We start from the raw sequence: 11,057 nt of genomic DNA on the forward strand, positions 1-11,057 counted from the left end.
GGTGCCACATGACGAATCATGACCGTAGTGTCGTCGCCAAGACCAAGGCTGGCAGATGAATCAATTCACCGCACCAACTTGTGGGTAACTGCAAGACCGACCCTACGCTTACTATTTGTCTTTTAGCCAAGAATCAATACGTGGATGAACTCCATTTGGAAGATACCAGAGAAAGTTCCATCGAATTTGGCGTTTATTCTTTTTGACTGGTAGGGGTGTATGGAAAACAGTAACATAAACAAAGCTCAGGGATGTTAACAGGCACCAGAATGCTGCGGAAGTTCGCTCTACCGCATTTATATTATCGCTCAATAGTAAAATAGTTTGTTGTTGTAGTATGAAAAATCCGAATGCCCCTAAGGGAATAAGTGAACCCAGTATACACAGCAAAATTGCCATGCTCAAAATTCTTGAGACCGGCAGTCTTTCGGAAATGAATGGGTTTTGATATTCAGAAAGTCCAAGAGAGATATCATCTTTCTTTCCCTTTAGCAGGCTGTAAACATTTGTGGAGAACCCCGGCAGTAAGAATCTCCCGACTTCTCCAATCTTTAATGACATTGCTACAGATAGATGGCAGAATGAAATGCTCGCGAGGAGAAAAATATAGCTGCTCACCATGAGGAAAAACGCAACTGGAACTGAGGCTTCAAAATCTTGTATCTTGATTTGCAGAAGGTTTTCCGTTCGTAGAGATGTGACTATAAGATAGGCGAACAAGATTTGACCGCAAATCTTGATGAAGTGCTGAGTTGCATTTTCCTCAAGCGCGCTCAGTATCTCGAAGCGCCGCGCCCACGTGTTCTCACCCCTGTGCAATTTTCGCAGGGTTGTGTTGAATTCATGTGCCTTAAGCTTCTTAATCGAAATCCATTTTGTTCTCATGCCTCAAACATCCACCTCTTCCACGAACCTCGCATTCTCCTGGATATACTGGAACCGCAATTCCGGTTTCTTGCCCATCAGGCGCTCCACCAGGTCGGCGGTTTCGCCGGGTTCGTCTTCGTCGATCGACACGCGGATCAGTTTCCGGCTGGCCGGGTCCATCGTGGTTTCCTTCAGGTCCTTGGCGTCCATCTCGCCCAGGCCCTTGAAGCGGCTGACGTCGATCTTGCCCTTGCCGCCCAGCCCTTTCTCCAGCCACATCGCCTTTTCCGCCTCGTCCAGCGCATAGACCCGTTTCGCCCCCTGCGTCAGCCGGAACAGCGGCGGGCAGGCGAGGTAGAGGTGGCCGTGGTCGATCAGGGGCCGCATCTGGGTGAAGAAGAAGGTCATCAGCAGGCTGGCGATATGCGCGCCGTCCACGTCGGCGTCGGTCATGATGATGACCTTGTCATAGCGCAGGTCGTCGATGTTGAACCGCGTGCCGATCCCGGTGCCCAGCGCCTGCGCCAGATCGTTGATCTCGGCATTCTGGCCCATCTTGGCCGAGGCCGCGCCCAGCACGTTCAGGATCTTGCCCCGCAGCGGCAACAGCGCCTGGATCCTGCGGTCGCGCGCCATCTTGGCGCTGCCCCCCGCCGAGTCGCCCTCGACGATGAACAGTTCCGTCCCCTCGCGCGCGGTGGCGGAACAATCCACCAGCTTGCCCGGCAGGCGCAGCCGTTTCGTGGCGGACTTGCGCTGGGTTTCCTTTTCGGCGCGGCGTTTCATCCGTTCCTCGGCCCGCAGCACCAGGAAATCCAGGATCGCGCCCGCCGATTTCGTGTCATTGGCCAGCCAGTTGTCGAAATGGTCCCGGACCGCGCCCTCGACCATCCGGGCGGCCTCGGTCGTGGCCAGCCGGTCCTTGGTCTGGCCCACGAATTCCGGTTCGCGGATGAAGGTCGAGACGATGGCGCAGCCCCCGGTCAGCAGGTCGTCGCGGGTGATCTGCGCCGCCTTGCGGTTGTTGGCCAGTTCGCCATAGGCGCGGATGCCCTTGAGGATCGCGGCCCAGAACCCGGCCTCGTGCGTGCCGCCCTCTGGCGTCGGGATGGTGTTGCAATAGGACTGGATGAACCCGTCGCGCGACGGCGTCCAGTTGATCGCCCATTCCACCAGCCCCGGCGCGCCGAACTTGGCCTTGAAGTCGACCTTGCCGGCAAACGGCCGCTCGGCATAGGTGGCGGCGGTGCCCAGCGTCTCGGTCAGATAGTCCGACAGGCCGCCGGGAAAGTGGAAGCTGGCCTCCATCGGCGTGTCGCCATCGGGGATCGCCGATTTCCAGCGGATCTCGACCCCCGAGAACAGATAGGCCTTGGACCGCGCCATTTTCAGCATGCGGGCGGGCTTGAACCGATGGTGGCCAAAGATCTGGTCGTCGGCGTGGAAGGTGACGGTGGTACCGCGGCGGTTGGCCGTCGCCCCCAGCTTCTGCAACGGCCCCTGCGGGATGCCGCGGGAAAACTCCTGCGCGAACAGTTCGCGGTTGCGCGCCACCTCGACCCGCAGCCGGTCGGACAGCGCGTTGACCACGGAAACGCCCACGCCATGCAGGCCGCCCGAGGTCTGGTAGGCATCGCCCGAGAACTTGCCCCCCGCATGCAGCGTGCACAGGATCACCTCCAGCGCGGACTTGCCGGGAAACTTGGGGTGCGGATCGACCGGGATGCCGCGGCCGTTGTCGCGGATCGTGACCGAGAAATCCTCGTGCATCTCCACTTCGATGCGGGTGGCGTGGCCGGCCACCGCCTCGTCCATGGCATTGTCCAGCACCTCGGCCACCAGATGGTGCAGCGCGCGTTCGTCGGTGCCGCCGATATACATGCCGGGGCGCTTGCGGACGGGCTCCAGCCCCTCCAGCACCTCGATCGAGGAAGCGTCGTAGCTGTCGGCTCCGGTCGCACCGGAGAGAAGGTCGTCGGCGGGCATGGCTGTTCGCGTCCTGATTGTCGGCCTGTGGGGCAGTATCGCAGGTTTGGGGGCAGGGGGGCAATGGCCCGCAAGGTGTAGAGTCTGCTTGTGGCGGGTCTTGACCGGCCTCAAGAAAGTGGACGTAACGTCATTTTGGATCCATTCTAAGGCGAACAAGGGGAACACGATGGACGAATCGACTCCACCCTTCGCCGATCCTGGCGCACCCGCCGTGACGCGTTCTGCGCCCCGCGGCTTGCCCGCCCAGGTTCCGGACGCCGGAGAATACCCCTTCAAGAACGGATGCCGCTCTGCCGCCACGAGGCGCAGAAGACCAGGCCGCATCCCCGCTTACGCAAGGCGCGCGACGACCAAGCCTCCCGGCGCGCATCTTGCGTCCCTCCTGCCCGGGCGGTACCCCGCCCGGGCAGGAGGGTTTGACCGATGTGGAACCAGCGTTTCTCCGGCAAGGACTATGTCTACGGCACCGAACCGGCAGCGTTCCTGCGGCGCGAGGCCGCTCGTCTGACGCCCGGCGCGCGGGTCCTGTCGGTCGCCGAGGGCGAGGGGCGGAACGCGGTCTGGCTGGCGGGGCAGGGGCTCGACGTCACGGCCATGGACGCCGCCCCGAACGCGCTCGCCAAGGCCCGCCGTCTGGCCGCGGCCCGCGGCGTCCGGGTCGCGTTCCACCTGTCCGACATCGCGGACTGGGACTGGGACGCCCGAGCCTATGATGCGGTGATCGGGGTATTCATCCAGTTCGCGCCCCGGGCCGTGCAGGACCGGATCCTGCGCGGCATGCGGCGCGCGGTCCGGCCGGGCGGGCTGATCCTGCTGCATGGCTTCGCGTCCCGCCAGGCGGGCTATGGCACGGGCGGGCCGTCCGACCCGGCGCAGATGTATACCGAAGACATGCTGCGCGCACGTTTCGCCGAGTTCGAGATCCTCGCGCTGCGCGACTACGACGCCGAGATCGCCGAGGGCCGGGGGCACCGGGGCCGCGCGGCGCTGGTCGACCTGGTGGCCCGCCGCCCCGCCTGATCCGGGCGCGCGTTCAGTCCGCCGCGGTCGGCGGACGCAGCACGTTCCCGGGCCGGCTGGCGGGGTCGTGCATCTGGGCGTTCACGACCCGCAGATAGGGCCGGATCTCGGTCCAGTCATCGCCGAACACCGCATCCGCCCGGGCGCGGTCGAAACTTGCGGGCACCAGGAAATCCGCCCCCGGCACCCAGTCGGCGGGCGTGGCCACATCCAGCCGGTCCTGCGCCTGAAGCGCGTCGAGGATGCGCAGCGTCTCTTCGGTGTTGCGTCCGATCCGCGCGGGATAGCTCAGGATCATCCGGACGTGAAGCGCGGGGTCAAGGATGAAGGTCTTGCGGATCGGCACGGGGCCCGCGTCCTTGGGATGGTGCATCCCGAACGCCTCGGCCAGCATCCCGTCGCGGTCGCCGATCATCGGGAAATCGACACTGACGCCAAAAATCCGGCCGATATCGGTGCACCAGTCCTCAAGCTCGGTGCAGGTATTGACGCAAAGGCCGATCAGTCGCGTGCCGCGGCCGGCGAAATCGCCCTGGGCGGCGGCAAAGCTGGCAAGTTCGGTGGTGCAGACCGGGGTAAAGGCGCCGGGCTGGCCGAACAGCACGGTCCAGCCGGTCTCGGCCCAGGCATGGAAGTCCAGCGGCCCCTTTGTCGTCGGTGCCGAGAAATCTGGAAAGATGTCGCCGATCCGCGGCAGCCAGGGCACGGTCATGCGATAGCTCCGGGGCAGGTGAAGCGCGATCTGCGCCCCATCTTGTGGCCCAGACGGGTGGAATATCGACATGTCCGGCTCCTTTGCGTCCGGGCGGCGGCGGCTTCGGCCTGTGCCCATCCGGGCCAGGCTCGCGACTCGCGCTCGGCGCGGACCTGACACTAGCGGGCAATCCCTAACGAGGCCTTTACACCGGACGGTGCCCCTTGTTCCGGCGGCCGCGCCCGCCTAAGCCGGGCCATGGCGGACAGATCCGGATTCCCGCACCACCTGCGCGCCCTGCTCGTGCTTGGCCTGCCGCTGATCGGCAGCCATCTGGCGCAGTTCGCGATCGGGCTGACCGACGCGATCATGCTGGGCCGTTACCATGTCGATGCGCTGGCCGCCGAGGTGCTGGGCGGCGCGCTGTTCTTCGTGCTGTTCCTTCTGGGCTCGGGCTTTGCCTGGGCGCTGATGCCGCTGGTGGCGACCGCCGCGGCGGCGGGCGAAGAGGCGCAGGTCCGCCGCGTCACCCGCATGGGGCTGTGGATCGCGATCGGCTTCGGGCTTCTGACCTATCCGGTCTTCCTGATGGCCGAGCGGCTGTTTCTCGCCACCGGCCAGCCGCCCGGGCTTGCCCGCCTGGCGCAGGAATACCTGACGATCCATGGCCTTGGCATGGTGCCGGCACTGGTCGTGATGGTGCTGAAAAGCTATCTCGCGGCGCTTGAACGCACCCGCGTTGTGCTGTGGGTGACACTGGCCGCGGTCGGGCTGAACGCGCTGGGCAACTACGTCCTGATCTTTGGCGCCTGGGGCTTTCCCCAGCTTGGCATCCGCGGCGCAGGGCTGTCCTCGCTGATCGTGCAGGTCGCCTCGATGGGTGCGCTGGTGTTCTACGCGATCCGCGCCACGCCCGAGCACACGCTGTTCCGCCGGTTCTGGCGCCTTGATGCCGAGGCGCTGGCGCGGGTTTTTCGCCTGGGCTGGCCGATCGGGTTGACCAACCTGGCCGAGGTAGGCCTGTTCGCGGCGTCCTCGGTGATGATGGGCTGGCTCGGCGCGCTGCCCCTGGCCGCGCACGGGATCGCGCTGCAGATCAGTTCTGCGGTGTTCATGGTGCATCTGGGCCTGTCGAACGCCGCGACGATCCTGGCCGGGCGCGCGGTCGGGCAGCGCGACGCGCCGGGGCTGAGGCGCGGCGCGCTGGCGGCACTGGCGGTTTCGGCGGCGATGGTGGCGGCGACGGTGGTGGCGTTCCTTGCCTTCCCGGGGCCGCTGATCGGCTTGTTCCTTGACCCCGCCGCCCCCGAGCGTGCCGCCGTGATCGCGCTGGGTACCGGCCTTCTGGCCGCGGCGGCGCTGTTCCAACTGGTCGATGCGGCGCAGGTGATGGCGCTGGGGCTGTTGCGCGGGGTCCAGGATACCCGCGTGCCGCTGGCGATCGCCGCGGTCAGCTACTGGCTGGTGGGCCTGCCGGTGGCCTATGCGCTGGGCTTCGGGCTGGGCTGGGGCGGGGTCGGCGTCTGGCTGGGGCTGGCTGCGGGGCTGGCCGTGGCGGGGGTGGCGATGATGGCGCGATTCTGGCTGGGGCTGGCGCGGCGGCAGGCGGGCCTTGCGGGCTGACCCGCCCCGCGCGCCCCGGCCTCAGTCTGCCATCCGCTCGGCCTTGCGGCGCACCAGGACGGCGCGCAGGTCGTGCATCGCCAGCAGCAGCGGGTCGGTCACCCGGTCCAGGTCGTCGTCGCTGGCGCGGGACTGGGCCCATTGCGTGGTCAGGTTCAGGTGGTCGACCGTGCGCAGGATGTCGTCGACCTCGCGGTCGGACAGGATCGCGCGGCGGTCGGCCAGCCATTCCTCGATCGCCAGCCGTTCCGCCTCGGTCAGCATCCGGTCGCCCTGCGGCCGGACCTCGCCGTTCTTCACGTTGACCGCGGCGATCTGTTCCATCTCGATCCGTTGCTGCCGGTTCGCGCAGTCGACCCGGAACACCAGCGCCCCGTTCTCACGGATGCGGAAATAGAACTCGGGCAGATCGCTGGCCATGGCGGCCTCCGTCAGGTCAGCGACGCGCAGAAATCCTGGATCCGCGTGCAGGCTTCCTTCAGCAGATCGTCCGAGGTGGCATAGCTGATGCGGAACGCGGGCGAGCCTCCGAAGGCCGCGCCGAACACCACCGCCACGCCCTTCTCCTCCAGCAGCGCGGTGGCGAAGGCCTCGTCGTCCACGATCTTCGCGCCGCCCGCCGAGGTCTTGCCGATGCAGCCCGCGATGGACGGATAGACATAGAACGCCCCCTCTGGCACCGGGCAGGTGATGCCATCGGCCGCGTTCAGCATGTCCACCACCATGTCGCGGCGGCGCTGGAACACCGCGTTGTTCGACGCGATGAAGTCCTGCGGCCCGGTCAGCGCCTCCAGCGCGGCCCATTGCGCGATCGAACAGGGGTTCGAGGTCGATTGCGACTGCAAGGTGCCCATCGCCTTGATGAGGCCGGCCGGCCCCGCGGCATAGCCGATCCGCCAGCCGGTCATGCAATAGGCCTTGGACACGCCGTTGCAGGTCAGCGTGCGGTCATAAAGCCCGGGCTCCACCTCGGCGGGCGTGCAGAACTCAAAATCGCCATAGGTCAGCTTTTCGTACATGTCGTCCGACATCACCCAGACATGGGGATGCCGCATCAGCACATCAGTCAGCGCCTTCAACTGCGCGCGCGTATAGCCCGCCCCCGTCGGGTTCGACGGCGAGTTGAAGATGAACCACTTGGTCTTCGGCGTGATCGCGGCTTCCAGCGCCTCGGGCGTGATGCGATAGCCGGTCTCGGCGCCGCCCTCGACGATCACCGGCGTGCCGCCCGCCAGCAGCACCATGTCCGGATAGCTGACCCAGTAGGGCGCGGGGATGATGACCTCGTCGCCGGGGTTCAGCGTCGCCATCAGCGCGTTGTAGAGCACCTGCTTGCCGCCGGTGCCCACCGTCACCTGCGCCGGCGCGTAGTCCAGCCCGTTATCGGCCTTGAACTTGGCGCAGATCGCCGCCTTCAGCTCGGGCAGGCCATCGACGGCGGTGTATTTCGTCTCGCCCCGGTCGATGGCCGCTTTGGCGGCGTCCTTGATGTTCTGCGGCGTGTCGAAATCGGGCTCGCCCGCGCCCAGCCCGATCACGTCCTTGCCCGCCGCCTTCAACTCGCGCGCCTTGGTCGACACCGCAATCGTCGGCGAAGGTTTGACCCGGGCGAGGGTGTCGGACAGAAAGGGCATGGCGGCGGCTCCGGTTTGAAAGGGATTTCCCTTTCTCATAGGGTTCCGCCCAACACCGTTCAAGCGCCTTTGCCCAAAGGGGGGTCCGCGATGACCGACAGTACGACCGACGCCACCACCGACGCCTCGGACTGGTATTCCGACGAGACCGCCACCTTCGGCGACCGCATGGCCGGCGCGCGCGAGGCGCTGGGGATGACCCGGACCGAACTGGCCAAGCGGCTGGGCGTCCGGCTGAAAACCGTCCGCGCCTGGGAGGACGACCTGGCCGAGCCGCGGGCGAACAAGTTGCAGATGCTGGCGGGCGTCTTGAACGTGTCGATGATGTGGCTCATCAACGGGCAGGGCGACGGGCTGGACGGCCCCGCCGAGCAGGGGGTGATTCCCGGCGATGTGCGCGCCATCCTGACCGAGATCCGCCAGGTGAAATCCGACATGGGGCGCCTGTCGGACCGGCTGGGGGTCCTGGAAAAGCGTCTGCGCAGCGCCCTCAAGGAGCATGGCTGACCATGGGCGAAGCGATCGAAGACCGCCGCAAGCGCATGCGTATCCGCGCCTGGCGGCGCGGCACGAAAGAGATGGACCTGATCCTCGGAGGCTATGCCGACGCGCATCTGGCGGGCATGGACGCGGCGGCGCTGGATGCGTTCGACGCGCTCCTGGCCGAGGACGATCACGACCTCTACCAATGGGTCACTGGCCAGGCCGCGCCACCCGGCCGATTCGCCGTTCTGGTCGCGGAATTGACCGCTCGCACAGCCGGTTAGCTCGCTTTTTTCACGCTTTAACCGAATATTCGCGACTGTTTCCGTATCTCTTCGTTCAGCAAGCGAACGGCGGAGAGACAGATGAGTATCCATTCCCCCATCGAAACCAACGGCAAGTCGGGCGTGATGGCCGATTACCTCGACTCGCTGTCGCTGGTCGAACGGCTGCACCGGCTGCTTCTCGACGTGATCAAGGACGAGTTCGAGCGGCTGGGGGTGATCGAACTGAACGCCGTCCAGGCGCTTTTGCTGTTCAACATCGGCGAGAACGAGGTGACGGCCGGCGAACTGAAGACCCGCGGCTACTACCAGGGTTCGAACGTCAGCTACAACCTCAAGAAACTGGTGGAAAAGGGCTACATGCACCACCAGCGCTGCGAGATCGACCGCCGCTCGGTCCGGGTGCGGCTGACCCGGCAGGGGCGCGATGTCCGCGACATCGTCGCCGGGCTTTTCGAACGCCATGCCGATGGGATGGTGGCACGCGGCGTGGTCACCGGCGACAGCCTCAAGGACATCGCCGACGCGCTCAAGCGGATGGAACGCTACTGGACCGACCAGATCCGCTACATCTACTGACCGGGTCCCCGGCCCGCCTCACCAATGCCCGGTATTCGGCATGCTCGCCCAGGGTTCCTCGGGCGGCAGCCGCCCGTCCTTCTGCAGCAGTTCCACCGAAATGTTGTCGGGGCTGCGCACGAAGGCCATCCGGCCATCCCGCGGCGGGCGGTTGATCGTCACGCCATTGTCCATCAGGTGCTGGCACATCTCGTAGATGTTCCCGACCGCATAGGCCAGGTGCCCGAAATGCCGGCTGTCCGACGGCAACCCCGCGTCCCCGTCCCAATTGTACGTCAGCTCCACCGGGCACTCCTCCTGCCCCGGCGGCGCCATGAAGACCAGCGTGAACCGCCCGTCCTCGCTGTCGATCCGGCGCGTCTCGGTCAGCCCCAGCAGCTCGAAAAACGCCTTCGAGGCGTCCAGGTCCTTCACCCGGACCATCGTGTGCAGATAGCGAATGTCCATCCGTTCCTCCTTGTCGCCGTCCTACCCTGGCACGTGCCGCCCCCCGGGCCAATCCCGTGCGGCGGCGTTTCACATCATCTGGCTGTTTCCTGCCCGCACCCGCATAGATATAGTGGTTCCCGACTCGTCTTCCGCGAAAGGACCGCGCCATGCCGCTCACCCCAGACCAGCTTGCCGAGATCGAGGCCCAGCGCGGCCAGACCGCGCCCACGCTGCGCGCCACCGCGCCCGGTATGGAAAAGCGCCTCTACACCGCCCACCCGGTGCTCGACCACGGCCTGATCCGGGTGATCGACTACATGGGCGACGACGCCGCGATCTGCCAGGCCGCCCGCGTTTCCTATGGCAAGGGCACCAAGGCCGTCAGCAATGACGAGGGGCTGATCCGCTACCTGATGCGCCACTGGCACTCCACCCCCTTCGAGATGTGCGAGGTCAAGTTCCACGTCAAGCTGCCGGTCTTCGTCGCCCGCCAATGGATCCGCCACCGCACCGCCAACGTCAACGAATACTCCGCCCGCTACTCGATCCTCGACCGCGAGTTCTACATCCCCGCCCCCGACGCGCTGGCCGCCCAATCCACCGTCAACAACCAGGGCCGCGGCGAATTGCTGGAGGGCGAAGAGGCCGCCCGCGTCCTCGACATCCTCAAGACCGACGCCGCGCGGGCCTATGACAATTACGAGGCGATGCTGTCCACCGAAGGCCAAAAGGGCCTCGCCCGCGAACTCGCCCGGATGAACCTGCCCGCCAACATCTACACCCAATGGTACTGGAAGACCGACCTGCACAACCTCTTCCACTTCCTGCGGCTGCGCGCCGACGTGCACGCGCAATACGAAATCCGCGTCTATGCCCAGGTGATGTGCGAGATCGTCGCCGACTGGGTGCCGCTGGCCTACAAGGCCTTTGCCGATTACCGTATGGGCGGGGTCAACCTGTCGGCGACCGCGATGGAGTGCGTCCGCCGGATGCTGAAGGGCGAGACGGTGACGCAGGAGAATTCCGGCATGTCCAAGGGGGAATGGCGGGAGTTTGAGGAAGTTATTGGAAGGTAATTCCATGCCCAAAAAGATTCAGGAGATATCGGTTTTTGTTTCTTCTCCCGGTGATGTGGTCTTGGAAAGAGGCGCGGTTTCAGAGGTTTGTGAGGAGATAAACTTAGACGTTGGTCGCCGTTTAGGTTTCCGAATCCAGCCGATTACTTGGGAGTCTCACACGGTTCCTCAGAAAAGCGGCAGAAGCCAAGAAGCAATAAATGATCAGATTGAGGAGTATGATGTTTATCTCGGTATAATGGCTGCCAGATTCGGAACTGATACCGGAATTTATGGTTCTGGAACGGCGTTGTTGCATAAAGGTGGCTTGAGGCATGACTTCCCCTTGCCCCTTCCGGTTCAGGCCACGCGGACGATCTCGGCGGTGCCGAGGGCATTG

Annotated in this window: 13 protein-coding genes; 7 read left to right on the forward strand and 6 right to left on the reverse strand. The window is 65.0% G+C overall.

Features of this window, described 5'->3' with window-relative positions; translation table 11 throughout:
* Positions 1–111: 111 nt before the first annotated feature.
* Together EV655_RS18145 and parE are read right to left on the reverse strand one after the other, a co-directional pair.
* The gene (locus tag EV655_RS18145) at positions 112–885 is read right to left on the reverse strand and encodes a hypothetical protein (RefSeq protein WP_132546764.1); all 774 of its coding nucleotides are present in this window, start codon (positions 883–885) and stop codon (positions 112–114) included.
* 3 nt (positions 886–888) lie between these two features.
* The gene (gene parE / locus EV655_RS18150) at positions 889–2,853 is read right to left on the reverse strand and encodes a DNA topoisomerase IV subunit B (protein WP_132546765.1); all 1,965 of its coding nucleotides are present in this window, start codon (positions 2,851–2,853) and stop codon (positions 889–891) included.
* Positions 2,854–3,279: 426 nt separating this feature from the next.
* Here parE and EV655_RS18155 point away from each other — a divergent pair, with 426 nt between their 5' ends.
* On the forward strand, positions 3,280–3,876 hold the full coding sequence (locus tag EV655_RS18155) for an SAM-dependent methyltransferase (protein ID WP_132546766.1): 597 nt from the start codon (positions 3,280–3,282) through the stop codon (positions 3,874–3,876).
* 13 nt (positions 3,877–3,889) lie between these two features.
* On the opposite strand, the gene EV655_RS18160 is transcribed toward EV655_RS18155, so the two are convergent.
* Positions 3,890–4,660 carry a redoxin domain-containing protein gene (locus EV655_RS18160; protein ID WP_165905404.1) on the reverse strand — a complete coding sequence of 257 codons (771 nt, stop codon included), beginning with the start codon at positions 4,658–4,660 and terminating at the stop codon, positions 3,890–3,892.
* Between the two features lie 168 nt (positions 4,661–4,828).
* Here EV655_RS18160 and EV655_RS18165 point away from each other — a divergent pair, with 168 nt between their 5' ends.
* Positions 4,829–6,193, forward strand: coding sequence for an MATE family efflux transporter (locus EV655_RS18165; RefSeq protein ID WP_132546768.1), 1,365 nt, complete (start codon positions 4,829–4,831; stop codon positions 6,191–6,193).
* A gap of 21 nt (positions 6,194–6,214) precedes the next feature.
* Here EV655_RS18165 and EV655_RS18170 read toward each other — a convergent pair whose 3' ends face one another.
* Together EV655_RS18170 and EV655_RS18175 are read right to left on the reverse strand one after the other, a co-directional pair.
* On the reverse strand, positions 6,215–6,613 hold the full coding sequence (locus EV655_RS18170) for a hypothetical protein (RefSeq protein ID WP_132546769.1): 399 nt from the start codon (positions 6,611–6,613) through the stop codon (positions 6,215–6,217).
* An 11-nt stretch (positions 6,614–6,624) separates the two neighbouring features.
* A complete protein-coding gene (locus tag EV655_RS18175) occupies positions 6,625–7,827 on the reverse strand; it encodes a pyridoxal phosphate-dependent aminotransferase (protein ID WP_132546770.1) in 1,203 nt (400 codons plus the stop codon).
* 90 nt (positions 7,828–7,917) lie between these two features.
* On the opposite strand from EV655_RS18175, the gene EV655_RS18180 reads away from it, so the two are divergent.
* From EV655_RS18180 to EV655_RS18190, 3 genes are all read left to right on the forward strand, one after another.
* Positions 7,918–8,334: a helix-turn-helix domain-containing protein gene (locus EV655_RS18180; RefSeq protein ID WP_132546771.1), complete on the forward strand. Its 417-nt coding sequence runs from the start codon at positions 7,918–7,920 to the stop codon at positions 8,332–8,334.
* 2 nt (positions 8,335–8,336) lie between these two features.
* On the forward strand, positions 8,337–8,594 hold the full coding sequence (locus EV655_RS18185) for an FAD assembly factor SdhE (RefSeq protein WP_132546772.1): 258 nt from the start codon (positions 8,337–8,339) through the stop codon (positions 8,592–8,594).
* Between the two features lie 81 nt (positions 8,595–8,675).
* A complete protein-coding gene (locus tag EV655_RS18190) occupies positions 8,676–9,173 on the forward strand; it encodes a MarR family winged helix-turn-helix transcriptional regulator (RefSeq protein WP_132546773.1) in 498 nt (165 codons plus the stop codon).
* 18 nt (positions 9,174–9,191) lie between these two features.
* Here the strand turns inward: EV655_RS18190 and EV655_RS18195 are convergent, their stop codons facing one another.
* Positions 9,192–9,620, reverse strand: coding sequence for a VOC family protein (locus EV655_RS18195; protein ID WP_132546774.1), 429 nt, complete (start codon positions 9,618–9,620; stop codon positions 9,192–9,194).
* Positions 9,621–9,769: 149 nt separating this feature from the next.
* Between EV655_RS18195 and thyX the strand changes: the two genes are divergently transcribed.
* Together thyX and EV655_RS18205 are read left to right on the forward strand one after the other, a co-directional pair.
* Positions 9,770–10,678, forward strand: a complete 909-nt coding sequence (gene thyX / locus EV655_RS18200) for an FAD-dependent thymidylate synthase (protein ID WP_132546775.1) — start codon at positions 9,770–9,772, stop codon at positions 10,676–10,678.
* Between the two features lie 4 nt (positions 10,679–10,682).
* Positions 10,683–11,057, forward strand: a 375-nt coding sequence (locus tag EV655_RS18205) for a DUF4062 domain-containing protein (protein ID WP_132546776.1), incomplete at its 3' end; no start/stop codon positions are given.

Source organism: Rhodovulum euryhalinum (assembly GCF_004342445.1).
Taxonomy (GTDB): Bacteria; Pseudomonadota; Alphaproteobacteria; order Rhodobacterales; family Rhodobacteraceae; genus Rhodovulum; species Rhodovulum euryhalinum.

Excerpts from the sequence above, each read along its gene's own strand:
- EV655_RS18185 (WP_132546772.1), top strand. The coding sequence starts at position 8,337 with ATGGGCGAAGCGATCGAAGACCGCCGCAAGCGCATGCGTATCCGCGCC.
- parE (WP_132546765.1), bottom strand. The coding sequence starts at position 2,853 with ATGCCCGCCGACGACCTTCTCTCCGGTGCGACCGGAGCCGACAGCTAC.
- EV655_RS18170 (WP_132546769.1), bottom strand. The coding sequence starts at position 6,613 with ATGGCCAGCGATCTGCCCGAGTTCTATTTCCGCATCCGTGAGAACGGG.
- EV655_RS18180 (WP_132546771.1), top strand. The coding sequence starts at position 7,918 with ATGACCGACAGTACGACCGACGCCACCACCGACGCCTCGGACTGGTAT.
- EV655_RS18165 (WP_132546768.1), top strand. The coding sequence starts at position 4,829 with ATGGCGGACAGATCCGGATTCCCGCACCACCTGCGCGCCCTGCTCGTG.
- EV655_RS18175 (WP_132546770.1), bottom strand. The coding sequence starts at position 7,827 with ATGCCCTTTCTGTCCGACACCCTCGCCCGGGTCAAACCTTCGCCGACG.
- EV655_RS18155 (WP_132546766.1), top strand. The coding sequence starts at position 3,280 with ATGTGGAACCAGCGTTTCTCCGGCAAGGACTATGTCTACGGCACCGAA.
- EV655_RS18160 (WP_165905404.1), bottom strand. The coding sequence starts at position 4,660 with ATGTCGATATTCCACCCGTCTGGGCCACAAGATGGGGCGCAGATCGCG.
- EV655_RS18145 (WP_132546764.1), bottom strand. The coding sequence starts at position 885 with ATGAGAACAAAATGGATTTCGATTAAGAAGCTTAAGGCACATGAATTC.
- thyX (WP_132546775.1), top strand. The coding sequence starts at position 9,770 with ATGCCGCTCACCCCAGACCAGCTTGCCGAGATCGAGGCCCAGCGCGGC.
- EV655_RS18195 (WP_132546774.1), bottom strand. The coding sequence starts at position 9,620 with ATGGACATTCGCTATCTGCACACGATGGTCCGGGTGAAGGACCTGGAC.
- EV655_RS18190 (WP_132546773.1), top strand. The coding sequence starts at position 8,676 with ATGAGTATCCATTCCCCCATCGAAACCAACGGCAAGTCGGGCGTGATG.